The 20,984-nt window shown below is 59.8% G+C and carries 16 protein-coding genes; 10 read left to right on the top strand and 6 right to left on the bottom strand.

Annotated features, from left to right (window positions below; genetic code table 11):
• Positions 1–57: 57 nt before the first annotated feature.
• Both GS614_RS06790 and GS614_RS06785 read left to right on the top strand, forming a co-directional pair.
• Positions 58–963 carry a LysR family transcriptional regulator gene (locus tag GS614_RS06790; RefSeq protein WP_171725953.1) on the top strand — a complete coding sequence of 302 codons (906 nt, stop codon included), beginning with the start codon at positions 58–60 and terminating at the stop codon, positions 961–963.
• A 98-nt stretch (positions 964–1,061) separates the two neighbouring features.
• Entirely contained in the window at positions 1,062–1,847 is a 786-nt protein-coding gene (locus GS614_RS06785) for an inositol monophosphatase family protein (protein WP_171725803.1), read from the top strand.
• 18 nt (positions 1,848–1,865) lie between these two features.
• Here the strand turns inward: GS614_RS06785 and GS614_RS06780 are convergent, their stop codons facing one another.
• A complete protein-coding gene (locus GS614_RS06780) occupies positions 1,866–2,609 on the bottom strand; it encodes a rhomboid family intramembrane serine protease (RefSeq protein WP_171118685.1) in 744 nt (247 codons plus the stop codon).
• Positions 2,610–2,651: 42 nt separating this feature from the next.
• Positions 2,652–6,050: a bifunctional proline dehydrogenase/L-glutamate gamma-semialdehyde dehydrogenase PutA gene (gene putA, locus GS614_RS06775; protein ID WP_171725802.1), complete on the bottom strand. Its 3,399-nt coding sequence runs from the start codon at positions 6,048–6,050 to the stop codon at positions 2,652–2,654.
• 108 nt (positions 6,051–6,158) lie between these two features.
• Between putA and GS614_RS06770 the strand changes: the two genes are divergently transcribed.
• Both GS614_RS06770 and GS614_RS06765 read left to right on the top strand, forming a co-directional pair.
• A complete protein-coding gene (locus tag GS614_RS06770; protein ID WP_152458934.1) occupies positions 6,159–6,641 on the top strand; it encodes an Lrp/AsnC family transcriptional regulator in 483 nt (160 codons plus the stop codon).
• A gap of 84 nt (positions 6,642–6,725) precedes the next feature.
• Positions 6,726–7,238: a hypothetical protein gene (locus GS614_RS06765; RefSeq protein ID WP_253285294.1), complete on the top strand. Its 513-nt coding sequence runs from the start codon at positions 6,726–6,728 to the stop codon at positions 7,236–7,238.
• A 114-nt stretch (positions 7,239–7,352) separates the two neighbouring features.
• On the opposite strand, the gene GS614_RS06760 is transcribed toward GS614_RS06765, so the two are convergent.
• Positions 7,353–8,126 (bottom strand): FadR/GntR family transcriptional regulator, encoded by a 774-nt coding sequence (locus GS614_RS06760; RefSeq protein ID WP_152458933.1) that lies wholly within the window; start codon positions 8,124–8,126, stop codon positions 7,353–7,355.
• Positions 8,127–8,460: 334 nt separating this feature from the next.
• On the opposite strand from GS614_RS06760, the gene GS614_RS06755 reads away from it, so the two are divergent.
• The 4 genes from GS614_RS06755 to dld all read left to right on the top strand — a co-directional run bounded on the left by GS614_RS06755 (position 8,461) and on the right by dld (position 14,556).
• Positions 8,461–9,510 carry a TRAP transporter substrate-binding protein gene (locus GS614_RS06755; RefSeq protein WP_152458932.1) on the top strand — a complete coding sequence of 350 codons (1,050 nt, stop codon included), beginning with the start codon at positions 8,461–8,463 and terminating at the stop codon, positions 9,508–9,510.
• A gap of 120 nt (positions 9,511–9,630) precedes the next feature.
• The gene (locus GS614_RS06750; RefSeq protein WP_171118679.1) at positions 9,631–11,694 is read left to right on the top strand and encodes a TRAP transporter large permease subunit; all 2,064 of its coding nucleotides are present in this window, start codon (positions 9,631–9,633) and stop codon (positions 11,692–11,694) included.
• 12 nt (positions 11,695–11,706) lie between these two features.
• Positions 11,707–12,858, top strand: a complete 1,152-nt coding sequence (locus GS614_RS06745; protein ID WP_171118676.1) for an alpha-hydroxy acid oxidase — start codon at positions 11,707–11,709, stop codon at positions 12,856–12,858.
• 18 nt (positions 12,859–12,876) lie between these two features.
• Positions 12,877–14,556 (top strand): D-lactate dehydrogenase, encoded by a 1,680-nt coding sequence (dld, locus tag GS614_RS06740; protein ID WP_171118674.1) that lies wholly within the window; start codon positions 12,877–12,879, stop codon positions 14,554–14,556.
• Between the two features lie 754 nt (positions 14,557–15,310).
• Here dld and gph read toward each other — a convergent pair.
• Positions 15,311–15,970, bottom strand: coding sequence for a phosphoglycolate phosphatase (gph, locus tag GS614_RS06735; protein WP_171725801.1), 660 nt, complete (start codon positions 15,968–15,970; stop codon positions 15,311–15,313).
• Between the two features lie 206 nt (positions 15,971–16,176).
• Here gph and hemP point away from each other — a divergent pair, with 206 nt between their 5' ends.
• Entirely contained in the window at positions 16,177–16,344 is a 168-nt protein-coding gene (gene hemP, locus GS614_RS06730) for a hemin uptake protein HemP (protein WP_083445319.1), read from the top strand.
• Complete coding sequence (locus tag GS614_RS06725) at positions 16,341–16,817, top strand: hypothetical protein (RefSeq protein WP_171725800.1); 477 nt, start codon at positions 16,341–16,343, stop codon at positions 16,815–16,817. Before hemP ends, GS614_RS06725 begins: the two co-directional genes overlap by 4 nt.
• A 50-nt stretch (positions 16,818–16,867) precedes the next feature.
• Here the strand turns inward: GS614_RS06725 and GS614_RS06720 are convergent, their stop codons facing one another.
• Together GS614_RS06720 and GS614_RS06715 are read right to left on the bottom strand one after the other, a co-directional pair.
• A complete protein-coding gene (locus tag GS614_RS06720; protein ID WP_171725799.1) occupies positions 16,868–19,933 on the bottom strand; it encodes an aminotransferase class III-fold pyridoxal phosphate-dependent enzyme in 3,066 nt (1,021 codons plus the stop codon).
• 103 nt (positions 19,934–20,036) lie between these two features.
• Entirely contained in the window at positions 20,037–20,909 is an 873-nt protein-coding gene (locus GS614_RS06715; protein ID WP_171725798.1) for an NAD(P)-dependent oxidoreductase, read from the bottom strand.
• Positions 20,910–20,984: the final 75 nt, after the last annotated feature.

The following is a 20,984-nucleotide window of genomic DNA, read 5'->3' as shown; positions in this document are numbered from 1 at the left end:
GGCGAGCATTGTGAAACAAACTCATATTACTCAACAACAACATGAATGCTGTTTGAAATGCATATTGAATTCCGGCACCTGCGCACCATCAAGGCGATCCATGAATGCGGCGGGCTGGCCCGCGCTGCGGATCAGTTGAACATCACCCAGTCCGCATTGAGCCATCAAATCAAAGGGTTGGAGGATCAGGCCGGGGTCGAGCTGTTTCTGCGCCGCTCCAAACCCATGAAACTGTCGGCTGCCGGTTTGCGCCTGTTGCGATTGGCCGAGCAGATTCTGCCGCAGGTCGAAGCCGCCCAGAATGAATTTTCTTCGCTGCGGGACGGGCGCACAGGGCGGATGCATATAGCCATCGAATGCCACGCCTGTTTCGAATGGCTGTTTCCGGTGCTCGAATCCTTCAGGAAGTCCTGGGGCGACGTTGATGTCGATATCCGCCCCGGTCTGGCCTTCGACGCGCTTCCGGCCTTACAGAAAGAAGAGGTCGATCTGGTGGTCTCGTCCGATCCCGAAGACCTGCCGGGCGTCGAATTTGTCGAACTTTTCGATTATAACGCGGTGTTTGTGGCCGCTTCGACCCATCCCCTGGCCAAGAAAGACTATATCGAGGCCGAGGATTTTCGCGGCCAGACCCTGATCACCTATCCGGTGGAGCGCACGCGTCTGGATGTGTTCAGCCAGCTGTTGATCCCGGCGCGGGTTGAGCCTGCAACGATCCGGCAGGTGGAACTGACCGCCGTCATTCTGCTGCTGGTCGCATCGAACCGGGGCATTTCAGTGCTGCCGGATTGGGTCGTGCGCGAGGTCAAATACAACTCGGACTACGTCACCCGACCCTTGACGAAAGAGGGCATTACACGGCGTCTCTATGCCGCGGTCCGGTCGGAAGATCTGGAGAAACCCTTTGTGCAGGAACTGGTGAAACTGGCCCGGGAAGAAGCGCGCAAGCTGCAATCCCAGTAACGGCGTTTCCTGCGGGTCTGTTATGCGCATCATTCCTCTTGGCAAGGGCGCATTGCGGCAGTATACGCGCGGTTTGACCGGACAGGAGCCTTTTGACAATGGTTGGCAGCGCAAATCTCAACATCATGATCAAGGCCGCGCGCAAGGCGGGGCGTTCTTTGGTCAAGGATTTCCGTGAAGTCGAGAATCTGCAGGTGTCGACGAAAGGTGCCGGTGATTTCGTCTCGAAGGCCGACATCGCCGCCGAAGCCATCCTGAAAGAAGAGCTGCTGGGCGCACGGCCGACCTATGGCTGGCTGGCCGAAGAGGGCGGCTCCATCGATGGTGAGGATCCGACCCGCCGCTGGATCGTCGATCCGCTGGACGGCACCACCAATTTCCTGCACGGCCTGCCGCATTGGGCGATTTCCATAGCACTGGAACACAAGGGCAAGATCGTTGCCGGCGTGATCTATGACGCCGCCAAGGACGAGATGTTCTTTGCTGAAAAGGGTGAAGGCGCCTGGATGAACGATACCCGTATTCGCGTGTCGGGTCGTCATCGCATGATTGAATCGGTCTTCGCGACCGGCCTGCCCTTTGGTGGCCGCTCGGATCTGCCTGCGACTTTGCAGGATCTGGCGCGTCTGATGCCCGCCTGCGCCGGTGTGCGTCGTTGGGGCGCCGCCGCGCTGGATATGGCATACGTGGCCGCGGGCCGGTACGAAGGCTTCTGGGAGCGCCGCCTGAATGCGTGGGATCTGGCCGCCGGTGTGATCATCGTCAAAGAGGCTGGCGGCTTCGTGCAGGCGCTGAACCCTGAAGGCAACGTGCTGGAAGATGGTGAAGTGATCTGTTCAAACGAACCGATCTTCGATCAGTTCGCAAAGGTGATCCGGGGCTAGGCGCCCTTTGAACCAGCTTTAGCGGCGCGGAACGCGCGGAATGCGGGATTGTGACAGCTTGTACTTCGCCTCCGGGTGGGGCGGATGTCCATGGGTGCGATCCCAGAACTGAATTCCGCCGCGTCTCAGCCACAGCGGTATGCACAGGATCAGGCCAACGGCAAACCCCCCGGTATGGGCCCAATAGGCGATGCCGCCTTCGTCCGGATTGCTGGTGACGCTGCCAAAGAACTGTATCGCCAGCCAGACGCCCAGCATGATGAAGGCGGGAATGGTAAAGACCCTGAAATAGACGATCAGGATCAGCAGGATATCGACCCGTGCTTTCGGGAACAGCAACAGATACCCGCCCATCACGCCCGCAATCGCGCCCGAGGCCCCAACAGTGGGAACTTGGGACTCGGGCCCGGTGATTACGTGAAACAGGCCCGCGCCGATTCCTGCCGCCATGTAAAACAGCAGGAAGGGCAGATGGCCCATCTCGTCTTCCAGATTGTCACCGAAGATCCACAGAAACAGCATGTTGCCCGCCAAGTGCATCCAGCCCCCGTGCAGGAACATGGATGTCACGAGGGTTTCCAGCCCGAACCCGTCGCTGACCCGCGCCGGAATAATGGCGTAGTCGAAAAACAGCCTGCCGATCCGCGGCCCATCATCCATGATCCCCACATAGCTGAGGAAGATCAGGATATTGGCCGCCAGCAAGGCATAGACAACATAAGGTGTGCGCCCCGAGGGGTTATGGTCGCGGATCGGAAACATGCCGTGACGCTGGGCTTTTGTACGCCCAGCGTCAAGGCAAGCTTATGCCGCACCTCCCAACAAAGCGGCGTTTCCGCCCGCCGCGGTCGTGTCCACGCAGACATGGCGTTCACCCAGAACACGCGCGCGGTCGGGCTTGCCGGGTATAAGCGGCAGAATCGGGCCGTCGCGGCGCGCCAGATGCTGTTCGATCAGCCGCGCTGTTTCGTCATCTCCCCACCACAACACGCCCGAAATGCCGGTCAGGTTTTCCAACCGGTGCAGGTCAAGCATCCCGGTCGCCTGAATGGCGGTGCCACCCAGCGCGTGTACAGCATCGGCCTGCGCACGCGCTGCGGCCTCTCCGGGTCCCAAGCACAAAAGAGGCGGACGGGGATACTCGCTCAGGCGGTTTGATTCACCGGTCGGGCCGGGCAGGGACCGGGTTTTGACCTGCGCAGGTTGACCTTGTGCCGCAGGCAGATCAGCCACGGCGCCCCAGGTATCCGCCGTGCTTTGACGGTCGGGAGCGCAGAACCGGATCATGTAGTTCGGCCCGCCCGCCTTGGGGCCCGTGCCTGACAATCCTTCGCCACCAAAGGGCTGAGACCCGACGATGGCGCCGATCTGGTTGCGGTTCACATAGATGTTGCCCGCATGGATCGCCTCGGTCACATGCTGCACGCGGTCGTCGATGCGGGTGTGCAGGCCGAAGGTCAGGCCGTATCCGGTGGCGTTGATATCGGCGATGATCTTGTCGATCTCTTGCGACTTGAACCGGGCGACGTGCAGCACCGGGCCGAACACCTCGCGTTCCAGCGCGGCGATCCCAGGGATCTCGATCAGTGTCGGCGCAACAAAGATACCTTCGGGCGGCAACGGAAGCTCTTTCAGCACCCGCCCTTCGTGGCGCGCCTTGGTCACATGCTCGGCGATACCCTGACGGGCCTGTTCGTCGATCACCGGTCCGCAATCCGTCGACAAAAGCCAGGGGTCGCCGACCGACAGCGCATCCATCGCCCCTTTGAGCATGGTCAGAACGTCATCGGCGATGTCTTCCTGCAAATACAGGCAGCGCAGGGCGGAACAGCGCTGGCCCGCCGACTGAAAGGCGCTTTCGATGATCGACTGCACGGCTTGTTGGGGAAGGGCGGTGCTGTCGACGATCATCGCATTCAGACCGCCGGTTTCCGCGATCAGCGGCGTACCGGGGCGCATGGATCCGGCCATCGCCGCACGGATTTTAAGCGCGGTGGCTGTTGACCCTGTGAAGGCCACGCCCGAGATGCGTGGATCCGACGTCAGCGCCGCACCCACGGCGGGCCCACCTGGCAACAGTTGCAGCACATCGCGTGGTACCCCCGCCTCGTGCATAAGCTGAATGGCACGATGTGCGATCAGGGGCGTCTGGGGCGCAGGCTTGGCCAGAACTGCGTTTCCGGTTGCCAGCGCAGCAGAGATCTGCCCAGAGAAAATCGCCAGCGGGAAGTTCCACGGGCTGATGCAGGTGAAAATCCCCGCGGGTTCGGCATCGGGGATGTTGGCTGCATAGTAACGCAGGAAATCCACCGCCTCGCGCAGTTCGGCCACCGCATCGGGCAGCGACTTCCCAGCCTCACGCGCCAGCAGGGCAAACAACTCGCCATAATGGGCTTCGTAAAGATCGGCTGCGGCATTGAGGATGCGGGCGCGTTCGGCAGCGGGGGCATCCCAGGGGTTGGCCGAGGCCAATGCCATTTCCACATCCGCCGCGCTGGCTGGGGCCACCGCGCCGGGCCTGTCCTGCGGCCGTGCCGGATTGATCACCGGCTCATCCGCATCGGGTTTGGCCGCATCGGCCAGCAAGGGTTGCGCATACCAGTGATGGGCGCGGAACTGATCCCGTGCCGCATCAATCTGATCCAGGGTTGGTGTGTGATGCAGGTCAAAACCCTTGGAATTCGGTCTTTCAGGCTGGAACAATTCCGGCCCGGTCGGCAGTGCGGGCGGAGGGGTCCGGATCGCAACAAACGGATCGGCGGCGACCACTTCCGGTGGCACATCCTCGTCCACAATCTGGTTGACGAAGGATGAATTCGCACCGTTCTCCAACAAGCGCCGAACCAGATAAGCCAGCAAGTCGCGATGCGCCCCCACCGGTGCATAGATGCGGCACCGGGTGTTCTGCTTGTCCATCACGATCTGATGCAAGGTCTCGCCCATGCCGTGCAGGCGCTGAAATTCGAACGATTGATCTTTGGCCATGTGAAGGATGGCGCTGACCGTGTGCGCGTTGTGCGTGGCAAATTGCGGATAGATCCGATCGGTCATGCCCAGCAGTTTGCGTGCATTGGCGATATAGGAGACGTCGGTTGCCGCCTTGTGCGTGAAGACGGGAAAGCCATCCACCCCTTCTACCTGCGCGCGTTTGATCTCGGTATCCCAATAGGCGCCTTTGACCAATCGCACCATAATCTGGCGATCGTGGCGTTCGGCCATGCCATACAGCGTATCCAGTACCAGGCCTGCGCGCGGGCCATAGGCCTGAACCACGATGCCAAACCCGTGCCAGCCGGCAAGGGCCGGGTCGGACATCACCGCCTCTATCACCTGCAACGACAGCGACAGGCGATCCGCCTCTTCTGCATCGACGTTCAGGCCCATTCCGGCCGCCTTGGCCAGCAGGGCCAGCGCCCGCAGTCGCGGCACCAGCTCGTCCATCACACGCTGTTCCTGTGCCAGCTCATAACGGGGGTGCAGGGCGGACAGTTTTACCGAAATGCCCGGGTTGGAGCGGATGTCGTCATGGGTGCAGGCCTCGGCAATGGCCGAGATGGCGCGGGAATAGGACAGGTGATAGCGCGCCGCGTCCGCTTCGGTTCGGGCCGCTTCGCCCAGCATATCGTAGGAATAGGTATAGCCTTTCTCCTCCATCCCGCGTGCGCGGTCCATGGCGGACTGAATGGTTTCCCCCAGAACGAACTGCCGGCCCATCTCTTTCATCGCGCGTGCCACGGCAGTGCGGATCACCGGCTCGCCCAACCGCTTGATCGCACCGCGCAGCGCCCCGACCGGAGACGCCTTGCCCTCGTCCAGCACCTTTCCGGTCAACATCAGCGCCCATGTCGAGGCGTTCACCAGCGAGGACGAGGATTGCCCCAGATGCTTGCCCCAATCGGAGGGCGCGATCTTGTCTTCGATCAACGCGTCAATTGTGTCGGCATCCGGCACGCGCAGCAACGCTTCGGCCAGACACATCAGGGCGATGCCTTCGTCGGTGGACAGGCCATATTCGGCCAGAAACACCTCCATCAACCCCGGAGAAGTGCTGGACCGGATATCGCGCACAAGCTGCGCAGCCGCGGCGCCGATGGCGCTGCGATCCGTGTCCGTCAGGCTGGCCTGAGAGATCAGTGTCTCAAGAACTGCCGACTGATCGGCATAGGTGGAAGTATCGATGAGGGTGCGCAGGCTGTGTGACATATGTCCTCCGGTCTTTGTGATAATATAATGCGGAAAAATCAGGACAACGGACTGAGTTTGATGTAATTGAAGGAGAATGACCTGAATTTTTGGCAGCGGACAGTTCAAATGAGTTTTCCTGATCTTGATCGGTTTGACCGGTCGATTCTAAGGATTCTGGCCGAGGACGGCCGTATCTCGGTGGCCGATCTTGCGCGCGAGATCGGGCTGTCAAAATCTCCGACGCAAGCGCGGCTCAAACGGCTGGAGGCGAGCGGAGTGATCACGGGCTATCGGGCGATGCTGGATCCGATCCGGCTGGGCCTGGATCACGTCGCGTTTGTCGAGGTGCGTTTGACCGATACCCGCGAAAAGGCGCTGGCCGAGTTCAACGCAGCCGTCCGCAAAACCGCCGAGGTCGAGCAGGCGCATATGATCGCGTCCAATTTTGACTATCTTCTGAAAGTGCGCACGGCCACGATGTCGGAATACCGCCGTGTATTGGCCGAGAAGATCTCGTCTCTGCCGCATGTCGCCAATACCTCAACTTTTGTTGCGATGGAGGCCGTGAAGGAAACCGGTATGCTGGGCGGTTTTGAACATCAGCCTTGACGCGGTGGAATTATGGCCCACCCTTGTTTAGTGATGCGAACCTATGCCGCAACGTTTTTTTTGATCGCGTGTTCATGCTCGGCCATGGCCGAGACATGCCCCACGGCTCCGGATCATATCGAAGGGGTGGATGCGCTGATCAAGCAGGTCCAAAAGGCGCAATCGCAAAGCGACGCCCGGGTCATCTCGAATAAAATGTGGGAACTTTGGACAGACGCGCCGGATGCCCGGTCGCAGACCCTGCTGGATCGAGGAATGGCGCGACGAGAGGCGTGGGATTTGTCGGGCGCATTGGACGATTTCAACCAACTTGTCGAATATTGCCCGGATTACGCCGAAGGCTACAATCAGCGTGCTTTCGTAAACTACCTGAGGCAGGATTTTGACGCGGCATTGCGCGACCTGAATGTCACGATCGAAATGTCGCCAAACCATATCGGTGCGCTGAGTGGGCGGGCTTTGTCCCTGATGGGGTTGAGACGCCTGGAAGACGCGCGTGCAGCACTGTCCGAGGCACTTGAGCTCAACCCGTGGCTGTCCGAGCGGGCCTTGTTGGAGCCAGGCGGCTTTCTGGAACCGCCCGGAGAAGATATCTGACAGCCGGATCGGGCAAGTTTGGAAACCGGTCGCAAATCGCCAAACAGGTGCCTTTCGCGGCCACCTCGGGGACTGGGGCCCCGCAATCAGAAGGGCAAATGGGTGGCAAAGCCGTCAGCGTGACAGTATCCGGCGCTTTTCGGCCATGGCTTCGCGTCGCCGCTGCTCGATCCCGAGTTTGAAAGATTCTTCAACAAAGTCGATGTGATCCTTTGCCGCTTTTTCGGCCCGCTTCTCATCCCCTTCGATCACCGCGCGTCCAAGTTCGAGATGTTGTTGCAGCAACTTTTCGCCGGTCCCGTCAATCGTGCGCAGGAAGTCGCGATTGTAGAAAACGCCCTTGCGGGTGAGTTCGTAGATCGACGCCATCATGTGGATCAGGGTCGCGTTCTGGCTGGCATCCACAATCGCGGAATGCAGCGCAAAGTCCGCCTCTTGCGAAGCCTTGGCGTCCTGCTCCTGCCAGGCACGCTCGTTTTCATCAAGGATCTCGGAAATCCGTTCCTTGTCTGCCTTGGTGGCGCGACGTGCGGCAAGCCGGGCCGCGAAACCTTCCTGCTCGCGGCGATACTCCAGATAGTCGAAGAAAGCCGGCTCGTGACGTTCGTACAAAGCAAGAAGCGCGGGCATCATGGCTTGTCCGGTCAGGGCCGCGACGAATGTTCCCTCACCGTGTTGCGTTGTGACCAGCCCGCGTTCTTCCAGCACCTGAAGGGCCTCGCGCAGCTTCGGGCGCGACACGCGCAACATCTCGGCCAGATCGCGCTCGGAAGGCAGTTTTCGGCCCTGCTTCAGGATGCCCGAAGCGATCAGGTCCTCGACCTGTGAAACCACCGCATCAGCCAGCGATTCGTGTCCAACCGGTTCAAAAATCGCCGTGGTGTTCATGAGATATTGCCCCGTGTGACGCTGAAATAACCAGAATAACTGGTAAACAAAGATAACCATATCCGTTCAGATTTCAAGCGCGAGGCTGTTCTTCCCGAACGTGAATTACGTGTCTGTTTCTGAATGATTTTTGGAGAATCTGTTAGTTTTTGATGCAGTCATATCGGGATTTTGCAGGGCTTGTAGAAGGCGAGATTCCAGTTTCGGTTAGCGCCAGTGGTAAACAAAGTTATTGACTGGTTTAAGCTGGTAAAGTTAGTTTACCACCGGAGCGGCGCTGGAAGAGCCTGCGCCACTGATCGGAGAAAACCCGACCAACCCTGGAGGAGATTTCATGAAGAAGACCCTGACAAGCCTGGCCGTGGCCGCCAGCCTGCTGGCGGCACCCGCAGTTGCGGCGGACAAGCTGCTGCTGAAAACACCGATTGCCTTTTCGACCGAACTGCCGGGCCTGGGTTCGCCTATTCCACGTGTGGCTGATCAGCTGGAACTGATGTCCGGTGGCACGTTGAAGATGAAGGTGTACGAGCCGGGAAAACTGGTGCCGCCCTTTGAAATTCTGGACGCTGTGTCCACCGGCAAGATCAACTCGGGTTACACCACGGCTGGTTACTGGGCCGGTAAAATCCCGGCTGCGCCGCTGTTCTCGGCCGTTCCGTTCGGCCCCGAGGCGGGCGAATACATGGCTTGGCTGTATTATGGCAACGGCATGACCCTGTATCAGGAGATGTATGATCAGGCCGGTTACAACGTCAAAGTACTGCCCTGCGCCATTATCGCGCCGGAAACCTCGGGCTGGTTCGCGTCCGAGATCAATTCGCCCGAAGACCTGAACGGGCTGAAGATGCGTTTCTTTGGTCTGGGCGGCAAGGTGATGCAGAAACTGGGTGTGGCGACCTCGCTGCTGCCAGGTGGCGAGATATTCCCCGCATTGGAAAAAGGCGCGATTGACGCGACCGAGTTTTCAATGCCTGCCATCGACGCGCGCCTGGGCTTCCACAAGCTGGTCAAGTTCAACTATTTCCCTGGCTGGCATCAGCAGGCGACCGTGTTTGAACTGCTGATCAACAAGGACGTCTGGAACGAAACCAGCGATCAGCACAAGGCAATCATCGAAAGCGCCTGCAAGGCTTCGATGGCGGACAGCTTTGCCGAAGGCGAAGCCATCCAGCACGCGGCCCTGATCGACAACGTTGAAAACAACGGCGTCACCATCAAGCAGTGGTCGCCCGAGATGCTGGATACCTTCCGCGCGACCTGGGAAGAGGTTGCCGCAGAAGAAGCCGCCAATGATGCCTTCTTTGCTAAGGTTCTGGCCGACATGAACGAATTCCGTGACGGCTATAACCTCTGGAAGACGAACGCCTTCCTCCCACGTCAGTAATCTCTCCCTCACTGACGTTGCCGGGGCGGCCCGATCCGCCGCTCCGGTTCCTGCTTTTCGATCTTCGGACTTTCTAACCTTTCACTACCCGTATTCCGGGTTGCTGAGCGAGGAATGACCATGACCACCCAAAAGAACCTCAACGATCCGGTCGAAGCCTATGAAGGCATCCTGGAACACCCCGATTCCGACCGCCAGAAAATCGCCGTCGCGATCGACGCCGGGGTCAAGGCTGTGGGTCATGTCGTCATGTGGGCCAATGTCCTGCTGATGGGCGCGATCTTCGCACAGGTCTCGTTGCGCTACCTGTTCAGCCAGAACTACCCGAAACTGGATGAGATCCAGTGGCATTTCTATGGAATCGTCACGATGATCGGCATCTCGTATGCCCTGATCACCGACAGCCATGTGCGTGTGGACGTCCTGCATATGCAGCTTTCGCGCCGCGCGCAGCGGATCATCGAGGTGATCGGCATCCTGACCCTGCTGACCCCGTTCATCTATCTGATGGTCGATCAGGGCTATGATTATTTCTACGAAAGCTTCCGCGTCAACGAACGCTCGGACAGCCCAACTGGCCTGCCTGCACGCTGGGCTTTCAAGGCGGTTATCCCGATCAGCTTTGTGCTGTTGGCTCTGGCGGCGTTGGCGCGGCTGATCCATGACGGGCACGCGCTGCTCTACGGGCCGGCCTCGGAACGTGAAGGCGCCCCGCTGCGCCGTATTCTTCTGGTGCTGGCGGTATTCGCAGCCGTCTGCGTCGGCTTGACCTTCCTGGTCGAAACGACCGAGGAAAAGCTGGTCATCGCGATGTTCCTGACCTTCATTGCGCTGCTGTTTACTGGCTATCCGGTGGCATGGGTGCTGGCGGGTGTCGGTGTGGCTTATTGCGGTCTGGCTTACCTGTTCGACAACGATCTTATGCTGTGGACGGGTCTTGAGAGCACCTTTACCGGGCTCGATTACCTGACCCTGGGTGCTGTGGTGAACCGCGTTTATGCCACCATGTCTAACGCAGTTCTGGTTGCGCTCCCGATGTTCATCTTCATGGGGCTGATGCTGGACGAATCCGGAGTGGCCGAGCGTCTGATGTCCTCGATGCAGCGCCTGTTCGGGACGGTGCGCGGAGGACTGGCCATCACCGTGACCCTGATCGGGATCATTCTGGCGGCCTCGACCGGCATCATTGGTGCCTCGGTTGTTCTGCTGGGCGTGCTGTCGCTGCCGTCGATGATGCAGCAGAAGTACCAGCCGACGCTGGCGGCGGGCGTGGTTTCGGCCTCGGGGACATTGGGCATTCTGATCCCGCCCTCGATCATGCTGGTGATCATGGCCGATCAAATGGCCCTGTCAGTCGGTGACCTGTTCATGGCCGCGGTTTTCCCGGGCGTGATCATCGGCGCCTTGTATCTGACCTACATCTTCATTCTGGCTCTGGTGAAACGCGACGCGGCCCCCGTACCCGAAGGCGCGAAAGCCCCCGACTGGGCAGCCGTGAAGGACGTGCTGATCGCAGTCATCCCGACGCTGATGCTGATCCTTGCCGTGTTGGGGTCGATCTTTGCCGGTCTGACCACGCCAACCGAAGCGTCCGGCATCGGTGCCTTGGGTGCGACCCTGCTGGCGCTGGGCTATCGCAAGCTGACCTTTGCCAAGCTGTGGAACGTGCTGGTGTCGACCTTCAACACCACCGCCTACATTTTTGCGATCTTCCTCGGTGCGACCGTGTTCTCATACGTGCTGCGCGAGTTGGGCGGGGATGAGCTGATCGAACACGTGGTGCAATCCACCGGCTTTGGCGCCAACGGGACAATTCTGTTCATCCTGTTCATCGTCTTCCTGCTGGGCTTCGTACTGGACTGGATCGAGATCACGCTGATCGTGCTGCCCCTGATGCGCCCCATCGTGAACGGTCTGGGCATCGACATCCCCGGCTTTGGCGTTCTGGATGAACCGGCGTTGGTGTGGTTCGTGATCCTGGTTGCGGTGACGCTGCAAACCAGCTTCCTGACGCCGCCCGTTGGCTTTGCCTTGTTCTATCTCAAAGGTGTTTGCCCACCAGAGATCAAGCTGACGCATATCTACAAGGGCATCATCCCATTTGTCCTGCTGCAATTGACCGGATTGGCGCTAGTGTTTCTGTGGCCGACCCTTGCCACCTGGTTGCCGTCGGTCGCCTACTAAGGAGCTTATCGGATGCGCCTGAGCCAATGTCATAACTTCCACGACTTCCGGCGGCTGGCCAAGCAACGACTGCCGGGGCCGATCTTCAATTACATCGACGGTGGCGCGGATGATGAGGTGACGTACCGGGAAAACACCAAGGCGTTCGACCGCTGCGATCTGTTGCCTTCGGTCCTGCGTGGGGTTTCGGACGTGGACATGTCCGTCACTGTGATGGGGCAGAAACTGGACATGCCGGTCTATTGCTCACCCACCGCGTTGCAACGCCTGTTCCACCATCAGGGTGAGCGCGCCGTCGCGGCGGCGGCCGAGAAATACGGCACCATGTTCGGAGTTTCCTCTCTGGGAACCGTCTCGCTGGAGGAGCTGCGCCAAAAACACAAGAACCCGCAGGTCTATCAATTCTACTTTCACAAGGATCGCGGGTTGAACGCCGCCATGATGCAGCGCGCCAAAGAGGCGGGCGTCGAGGTCATGATGCTGACCGTCGACAGCATCACTGGCGGCAACCGCGAGCGTGATCTGCGCACGGGGTTCTCGATCCCGTTCCGCTTGACGCTGGGCGGCATGATACAGTTTGCGATCAAGCCGATGTGGGGCATCAACTATGTCACCCATGAAAAGTTCCGGCTGCCTCAGCTTGAAGAACATGTGGATATGGGCGGTGGGGCCAGCTCGATCGGCGGGTATTTCACCGATATGCTCGATCCGTCGATGAACTGGGATGACGTGGCGCAGATGGTGCGCGACTGGGATGGTCAGTTCTGCCTGAAGGGGATCATGACCGTCGAGGATGCCAAACGAGCGGCTGAGATCGGTTGCACCGGCATCATCCTGTCGAACCACGGTGGCCGCCAACTGGACGGATCGCGCACGCCGTTCGATCAACTGGCCGAGATTGTCGATGCCGTCGGCGACAAGTTGGACGTGATGATGGACAGCGGCATTCAGCGTGGCACCCATGTGCTTAAGGCGCTGTCGATCGGGGCCAAAGCCGTGGGTATCGGGCGGCACTACCTGTATCCTCTGGCTGCCGCGGGGCAGGCTGGGGTCGAACGGGCCCTTGGGCTGATGCGTGCCGAGATCGAGCGCGACATGAAGCTGATGGGTGTCACCAGTGTTGGCCAGCTCAGCCGCGAAAATATTCGTTTCCGCAATCCCTAACCCGAAACGGGGGCCGATATGACCAATGACGCGTTGATCAAACATTTCCGCTCTATCGTCGGTACGCGTCACGTGCTGATTGGAGAGCGCGCGACAGAGCGCTTTCGGCGCGGTTTCCGCTCGGGCGAGGGTGAGGCGCTGTGCGTCGTTCAGCCGGGGACCCTGCTGGAGCAATGGAAGATCCTGCAAGCCTGCGTTGCAGCCGACAAGATCGTCATCATGCAGGCGGCCAATACTGGCCTGACCGAAGGGTCTACGCCGTCCGGCACCTATGACCGTGACGTAGTTCTGATCAACACGCGCCGGATGGATACTCTGGTGCCCTTGAACGACGCAGAGCAGATCGTCAGCTTTCCGGGCGCCACGCTTTTTGCGTTGGAAAAACTGTTGGCCCCGTTCGGACGCGAGCCGCATTCGGTCATCGGTTCGTCCTGCATCGGCGCGTCGATCGTGGGTGGGGTATGCAACAATTCCGGCGGTTCTCTGGTAGAGCGCGGTCCGGTTTACACGGAACTTTCCGTCTATGCGCAAATCACCGAACAGGGTGAATTGGAACTGGTCAACCATCTGGGCATCGATCTGGGCAGCACGCCGGAAGAGATCCTTGCAAACCTCGATGCAGGCAGGTTCGAACGCAATCCCGGGGCAACCAACAAACGTGCATCGGCCAGCGACTACGCACAGATCGTGCGGGATGTGAATGCGGAAACGCCTGCGCGGTTCAATGCGGACAAGGCCAAGCTTTTCGAATCTTCGGGCTCGGCCGGGAAGCTGGCCGTTTTTGCCGTGCGCCTTGACACCTTTCCCAAGAACGAGGTCGAGAAGGTGTTCTATGTGGGCACCAACAATCCCGACGATCTGGCGGACCTGCGGCGCCACATATTGTCAGAGTTCAAATCGCTGCCGGTTTCGGCCGAATACATGCATCGCGAAGCGTTCGATATTGCAGCACGCTATGGCAAGGACACGGTCGTGATGATCGACAAGCTTGGCACGGACCGTCTGCCGATGTTCTTTGCGATGAAAGGCGCCGTGGATGCACGCCTGCGGCGCATTCCGTTTTTGCGAAATTTCACTGATCGTTTCATGCAGGCAGCAATAGCTTTGTGGCCCCGTGTCCTGCCCAAACGGATGACGGACTTCCGCGACAAGTACGAACATCACCTGATCCTGAAAATGAAGGATGAAGGTGTGTCCGAGGCCGCTGAGTGGTTGCCGCGATTTCTGAGTGGGCGGGATGGCGGATTTTTCGAATGTGATGCGCGCGAGGCCAGGATCGCAGGCCTTCATCGTTTTGCGGCGGCAGGCGCGGCGGTACGTTACATGGCGATCCATTCGGACGACGTCGAAGATATCATCGCACTTGACGTCGCACTGCGCCGCAACGACCAGGACTGGCTGGAGAAGCTGCCGCCTGAGATCGAAGACCAGTTGGTTCACAAACTCTATTACGGGCACTTCATGTGCCACGTGATGCATCAGGACTACATAGTCAAAAAAGGGGCTGACCCAAAAGCTCTGAAGGCCGCAATGTTGAAACTGTTTGACGAACGCGGCGCGGAATACCCTGCTGAACATAACGTGGGGCACCTTTACAAGGCCAAGCCGGACCTGGCGGCACATTACAAATGCTGTGACCCGACCAACGCGTTCAATCCGGGTATCGGCAAAATGTCCAAGGCGAAGAATTACCAATAGCCGGTTTTCCTGCGCGGCAGGGTGCTGTGAAAACGGCCGACAGATTCGTCGGGTTGTGATGAACAGGGTGTTGGTGCCCGACAGCCTGATATCCTGAGCGCAACCCGGCACGCATCTGCCGCGCAGAAAACTGCTAGAACCGATTGAACGTCGCGTGCCAGGTGTAGGGAAGATTCGGAAAGCGCAGTCGGGGTCGACGGAGTCGGCAAGGAATCTCGCGTTGAGGCGCGGAATTCAGCCGCGTTTGGCGCAGATCGTTTGGTTTTGAGTATCACACACACGCAATTGTCAGGCTGTCCGGGATCTGAACCGGCGGTTTCATGCGGTCAATTGGCAGAGCACCTTTCTGTTCAGGTAATTTCAGGGTCGCGTGATTTCTGACAGGTTTTCCTAGGGTTACCCTTGGCTTGCAATCGGCTTGCAGATCATCCCTGCGAAGCTGCGGCCCAGAAGCCCGTCTTGCATGCGAAAATTTGCAGATGACCGGGGCCGGAAAAACGCCATTTTTCCCTTATTTTTCGCATTTTTTGGGGAACTACGGGAAACCCCCAATTTCGCGCCGCGACAAACAGGGGTAAACATAACTTACCGTACTTACCACACAAACACACACGGTATTAACTTTCCCCGATGAGGGGCTGGCCACACCCCCTCGGCCGGCCCCTCTTAACTTTTGGGGGTCATGGCAGTCGGGGTCGGTGGCCATGCGGATCGCTACGGGCGTCGAAGGGCGCGATGATCTTCGCGACCGGCGTCAGCTTTTGATCAATTTGGCGACGAGGGCGGGCAAATCTTGTGATGCACCATAGGCCAGGGTGTGTGGAATTTCGGCGACCGGTGTTTTCCGGTATCCTTCTGTAAACAGCAAAAACGGGATCTTCGCACGCGCAGCCGTTTCCGCGTCAACTTCGCTGTCGCCGACGAACAGACGCGGGCCGGACGTCTGAAGCGCATCGAAGCTTGCGAACAGATGGTTGGGATCCGGTTTTCGCGTCGAAAGGCTGTCGCCACCCAGAACCGCGCCGAAATACCGGGACAGGTTCAGTGCCTCCAGCACATGCCGCGCCGGTGTTTCGGGTTTGTTGGTGCAGACGCCCAGAACGCATCCCATTTGCTGCAATTTGGCTAATGCCTCCGGGATGCCGGGGTAGGGAACGGTCGTTTCGCTGGCCGCGGAATTGTAGTGATTGAGGGTCAGTTGGGTCAGTTCCGCGTGGCGATCCAGCGGCAGCCCGCAATGCCGGATCATGCGTTCGACCAGCTTGGGTAAACCGTTGCCGACGAATCCTTTGATGATGTCCGTTGCCAATGGATCATGCCCAACGTCGCTCAGCGTGCGGTTGGCCGCCGCCGCCAGATCGCCCAGGCTGTCCACCAGCGTTCCGTCCAGATCGAATACAACTGCTGCGGTCATGTTTGCTTGCCCTTCATCGCCCGACCCAAGACCTAACCCGCCCTGTACCGGGGGGCAATCGCCTGTTTCAAAACGATGCTTGACAATCCTTACTAAAATAATCAGATTAAGCAACAGGAACAGAAAGCCAGCCCTTTCGGGGTCAGCCAAATCAATTGAAACGCGATAGATATGGCACCATGCCGAAACGCTCTGGAGATGTCCCGATGAACGTACAGAACCCGACCCCAACCCAAGGTTACGCTGTCTCGATGCTTCCCGCGCACAAGGCCGAGGATCTGACCAAGGGCGGCAACCTAGCCCATATAGAACTTGGCGATCAACTCTATACCCTGCGCATCACCCGTGCAGGCAAACTGATCCTGACGAAATGAGCGCGCCTTTCAAGCGCGGCGGCGCAGCGGTTGGCCGCCTTGCCGATCTCGATCCCATCGAAGCGGGTGCCGTGATGTATCTGCGGATGTGGAGCGAAGGCGAGGGCGGTCGTGCCGACGCTGCCAGCGATTTCCAAGTCGCGCTGGGCGCGGATTGCGGGCGTGCGGCAATGCTGACTTTGGATCGCTTGTGCTCGCTATGCGCCACCCATGGCCGCCGCCCCCTGATCCGGCATGGTCTTGGATGTGCGTGCCTTGGCGCGGATGAGAATTGCTTTGCACAGATGATCGCGGCAGCGTCCGAAGGGGAGCGTGAAGATGCGATGATGCTGGCGTCTTTGATCGTACGTCCGGATTTTGCCCCCGCGCTGGCATCCCTGTCGGAAGAACTGGGGCTGACTCTCAGACGTATGACCGCAGGTTCCAAAATGCCGACCACCGGCCACCAGACCCCCTCGGCCGTGCTCCACTGACCCTGAGTGTGAAACGGTTGAACCCCGGCGATGCGCCGGGGTTTTTTCGTTCAGCAGCACCCGCATCCGGCATGGTGATGATCATGATCGCAAACAGGGGCAGGGGTAAAGTCGCCCACCTCGGACAACACATCCCGCAGCGCCCACAGGATCATGTCAACATCCTCGGCCTCGATGGTCAGGGGCGGGCGGATTTTCAGGGTGTTGTCCCTGGGCCCTTCGCTGCCGATCAGGATGCGGTGATCGCGCATCCGGTTTTTGACATATCTGCAAATCTCGGTGCCTTCGCTTCCATCGGGGTTGATCAGTTCCACGCCAAGAAACAGCCCCATACCCCGCACGTCGCCAACGCAACCAAAGTCGGCTTCGATCTGGCGCAGCCCCGCCATCAGACGATCCCCCATCCGGCGGGCATTGTCCTGCAACCCTTCGTCATCGACGATATCCAGCACCCCTTTGCCGATCCGGCAGGACAGGGTCGAGCCGCCAAAGGTCGAAAAGAACTCGATCCCGTTGTTGAAGCTGTCCGCGATCTCTTTGGTCGTCACCAGCACGCCCAGCGGGTGCCCGTTGCCGATTGGCTTGCCCATCACCACGATATCCGGAACCGCGCCCTGGTGTTCGAAGCCAAAATAGTATTCGCCCAGTCGTCCCAGACCTGTCTGCACCTCATCGGCGATGCAAACGCCGCCGGCAGCACGGATTTTTTCGTAAACCGCAGGCAGATAGCCCTTGGGCGGAATGATCTGGCCGCCGACCGACGGGAAGGTTTCCGCGATGAAACCGGCCACGCCCTGCCCCCGGTCCCGAAGGGCCGCAATCGCCGGATCGACAAGATTAGCAAATCTTTGCGCCCGGTCCGCATCGTCACGCCTGAATGACCCGCGATAGTCATCGGCAACCTCGACCAGTTCAACCCAGTCGGCTTTCCCAATGCCGCCCGGTTTGTTGAATTTGTAGGCCGAGATCGCCACCGCAGCGTTCGTGTTCCCGTGATAGCCGTGATCCGGCGTCACGATCCCCTTCGCGCCGGTATGGGCGCGGGCCAGCCGCAGGGCCAGTTCGTTTGCCTCGGTTCCCGAATTGACGAAAAAGCAGACCTGTAGGTAATCCGGCATCTTCGACAGGATCTTGTCGGCAAATTCCACCTGTGCCGGATGCAGATAGCGGGTGTTCGAGTTCATCCGCTTCAACTGGTCCGCAGCCACGGCCTGAATGCGCGGATGGGCATGGCCCACATGCGGCACGTTGTTGTAGGCATCCAGATAGGGGCGTCCCCATTCGTCGAACAGGTGATGCTTCCAGCCGCGCACCAGCATGACCGGGTCGTCATAGGTCAGGGACAGGTTGCCCCCGAAAAGCGCCCGCCGTTTGTGCAGGATGTCCGCTTTGTCAGTGGGGTGATAGAACACCTTGTCATCCGGTAGGTTCAGCAACGCCGCCGGGTTCGGGCAGACCGCGTGCCACAGCTCCAGTTCGTCCGGGTCTCCGACACCGGGCCAATTCGCTTCCATGCCATCGGTGGTCAGGGCCAGCTGGAAATGCACATGCGGGGCCCATCCGCCATTCTGGCCGGCATCGCCCAACCGCGCAAACGCGGCCCCCTGTGCCACCGGGTCGCCGGGTTTCAGCCGGTCACAGCATTCCGGATCCAGATGGCCATAGAGCGTATAGAACGGGTCGCCTTCGTGCGTTTCGTGATGCAGGATGATCACCCCGCCGTAATCAAGGTGCTGGTCGCGGTTTTCGACCACTTCGACCCGGCCGCTCATCGGTGCATGCAGAACCGTCCCGGCAGGTGCAAACACATCCACGGCCAGATGAACCGTCCGTCTGTCCGAGGCTTTCCACGGGCCCTTGCGAAACCCCGGCTCGGCATAGATCAGGCGGGGCTCGTTGTAGTAACCCAGCCACAGGTCCTGCCCGTATTCCTCGCCAACGCGCGCGGCCTCGGCCAAAGGCATGTGGAATGGGTCTTGCGGCCAGACGCAGTTTTCGACCGAAAGCGAGCCCATGGGCACACCGCCCAGGTCCTGGCCAAACATGTCGGCAAAATGTCCCCGGTGTTCCTGAAGATAGGCGTGGATGCGTTCAGCCCCATCAACCACGGGCAAGCCGCAAGCCGCCCGCAACCGCGCCGACATCAGCCCGCCATTGACGGATGTGTTCTCAAGGAACCGCCAAGCGGGCGCCTGAGAGATCGTCACATAGGGATCATCCGGATTCTCGGCCGCCATCAGGGTCGAGTTGACGACCGACACGGCCAGCCGCATCCTCAGCAACGGCCAGATCAGGTCAACCTCATCCGCCCGCAGCCGATTGGCCGCGTGATAGCCCTTTACCAACGCAGCCAGTGCCCGTTCCGGTTTGGGGTGATCCAGCACGACATACGCGCCGGCAATCGCCAGATCGCAGATGCGCGGCGCGGCGCACATGTCGCCCAGATCGATCAGGCCCGAGATCCGCCGCCGCTCGCTCAGTTCCCCTTCGACCAGAATGTTGTAGTCATTGGCGTCATTGTGGATGGCCTGTTTCGGAAGATCCGCAAGGACATCCGCGATTGCAGCGAACCCCTCACAGATTTCCGTCAGCAGCGCCCGCCGCGCGGGGTCAGAGATCGCGTTTAACTTGTCAGCAATCCAGCCCGCCTGCATCAGGTCCCATTTGAAACCGGTCCGGTGCAACCCTTCATGCTCAAACCCTTCCAGGGCCCGGTCGGTTGCCCCCAATACGCGGCCCAGTTTCAGGATCAGCTCTTCGGATTTTGGGGCGGCCTTCGCGTAACATTGGCCCGGCAGGCACTCCAACAGCCAAACCAGCCTGCGCTGTCCTTCAGAATCGGCAATCTCGGGCAGCATTGCGCCGGTCAGATCAGGGAATACCTTGGGAAACGGCAACCCCGGTGCCTCAGAAGCGATATGCGCCAGCGCCTTGATTTGCAGATCAACCAGATCCGCTTCGCATCCGGCCCGCATGGCCTTCAGCACATAATCCTGACCATTGGTGGCGTGCACCAGAAAGTTCAGATCATATTCACCATCCAACCGCGTCAAACGGGCGTCCAACCCCCAGAGCTGCCGCAGCGCGGCCGTCCAAAAAGCACTCAAATCGTCCATTCCCGTCTCCGCTCCGATCGCGCCGGAGCCCTCTTCATCTGGCCAAAAATATCCTCGGGGGGAATCGCGCCCTGGCGCGATGGGGGGCAGACAGCCCCCCGCGTTACCCCAGGGCCCGCAGGCGCTTGATCAACGACGAGGTGTCCCAGCGGCCACCGCCCAGTTTCTGCACATCCTTGTAAAACTGATCGACCAGAGCGGTGACGGGCAGGGACGCACCGGTTTCATTGGCAGTATCCAGACAGATACCCAGATCCTTGCGCATCCAGTCGACGGCAAAGCCATGTTCGAACTGATCATCCAGCATGGTCTCATACCGGTTTGCCATCTGCCAACTGCCCGCCGCGCCCTGGCTGATCACCTCGACCACGGCCTTTCCGTCCAGCCCGGCCTTCTCGGCGAAGTGCAATGCTTCGCTCAGGCCCTGAACCAACCCTGCGATGGCGATCTGGTTGCACATCTTGGTCATCTGGCCCGCGCCGCTGTCCCCGATGCGGCGGCAGATCTTCGCATAGACCTGCATCACCGGTTCAGCCGCATCATACGCCGCCTGATCTCCGCCGCACATGATTGACAGAACACCGTTTTCGGCGCCTGCCTGGCCGCCCGAGATCGGCGCGTCCACGAAGGCGATACCCAGTGATTGGCCGGCAGCGTACAATTCCCGTGTGACCTTTGCAGAAACCGTGGTGTGGTCGACGAAAACAGCCCCGTTGGACATGCCGCGAAATGCGCCGTCCTCGCCCGTGCAAACCATGCGCAGATCGTCGTCATTGCCGACGCAGGCCATCACAAATTCGGCGCCTTCAGCCGCGTCTTTCGGGGTGGCCGCCATCGATCCGCCATGCTGCTTTACCCAGGCTTCGGCCTTGGCGGCCGTGCGGTTGTAGACGGTGACGTCATGACCTGCGGCGTGAAGATGCCCAGCCATGGGATAGCCCATGACGCCCAAGCCAAGGAACGCGACTTTTGCCATTTTGAGATCCTCTCCGCTGTTCGGTCGGCTTCAGCGGTGCGTGCCTGGCCGAAATGTTTGGCGAAGACAAAGCAA

Source organism: Ruegeria sp. HKCCD6604, assembly GCF_013110635.1.
Classification (GTDB): Bacteria; Pseudomonadota; Alphaproteobacteria; order Rhodobacterales; family Rhodobacteraceae; genus Ruegeria.
The sequence above is the reverse complement of the archived record's forward strand: the minus strand, read 5'-3'. Positions and strand labels throughout refer to the sequence as shown.

Bases quoted from the DNA above. Each gene is read 5' to 3' on its own strand.
- GS614_RS06790 (WP_171725953.1), top strand. From the start codon at position 58: ATGCATATTGAATTCCGGCACCTGCGCACCATCAAGGCGATCCATGAA.
- GS614_RS06785 (WP_171725803.1), top strand. From the start codon at position 1,062: ATGGTTGGCAGCGCAAATCTCAACATCATGATCAAGGCCGCGCGCAAG.
- GS614_RS06780 (WP_171118685.1), bottom strand. From the start codon at position 2,609: ATGTTTCCGATCCGCGACCATAACCCCTCGGGGCGCACACCTTATGTT.
- putA (WP_171725802.1), bottom strand. From the start codon at position 6,050: ATGTCACACAGCCTGCGCACCCTCATCGATACTTCCACCTATGCCGAT.
- GS614_RS06770 (WP_152458934.1), top strand. From the start codon at position 6,159: ATGAGTTTTCCTGATCTTGATCGGTTTGACCGGTCGATTCTAAGGATT.
- GS614_RS06765 (WP_253285294.1), top strand. From the start codon at position 6,726: ATGGCCGAGACATGCCCCACGGCTCCGGATCATATCGAAGGGGTGGAT.
- GS614_RS06760 (WP_152458933.1), bottom strand. From the start codon at position 8,126: ATGAACACCACGGCGATTTTTGAACCGGTTGGACACGAATCGCTGGCT.
- GS614_RS06755 (WP_152458932.1), top strand. From the start codon at position 8,461: ATGAAGAAGACCCTGACAAGCCTGGCCGTGGCCGCCAGCCTGCTGGCG.
- GS614_RS06750 (WP_171118679.1), top strand. From the start codon at position 9,631: ATGACCACCCAAAAGAACCTCAACGATCCGGTCGAAGCCTATGAAGGC.
- GS614_RS06745 (WP_171118676.1), top strand. From the start codon at position 11,707: ATGCGCCTGAGCCAATGTCATAACTTCCACGACTTCCGGCGGCTGGCC.
- dld (WP_171118674.1), top strand. From the start codon at position 12,877: ATGACCAATGACGCGTTGATCAAACATTTCCGCTCTATCGTCGGTACG.
- gph (WP_171725801.1), bottom strand. From the start codon at position 15,970: ATGACCGCAGCAGTTGTATTCGATCTGGACGGAACGCTGGTGGACAGC.
- hemP (WP_083445319.1), top strand. From the start codon at position 16,177: ATGAACGTACAGAACCCGACCCCAACCCAAGGTTACGCTGTCTCGATG.
- GS614_RS06725 (WP_171725800.1), top strand. From the start codon at position 16,341: ATGAGCGCGCCTTTCAAGCGCGGCGGCGCAGCGGTTGGCCGCCTTGCC.
- GS614_RS06720 (WP_171725799.1), bottom strand. From the start codon at position 19,933: ATGGACGATTTGAGTGCTTTTTGGACGGCCGCGCTGCGGCAGCTCTGG.
- GS614_RS06715 (WP_171725798.1), bottom strand. From the start codon at position 20,909: ATGGCAAAAGTCGCGTTCCTTGGCTTGGGCGTCATGGGCTATCCCATG.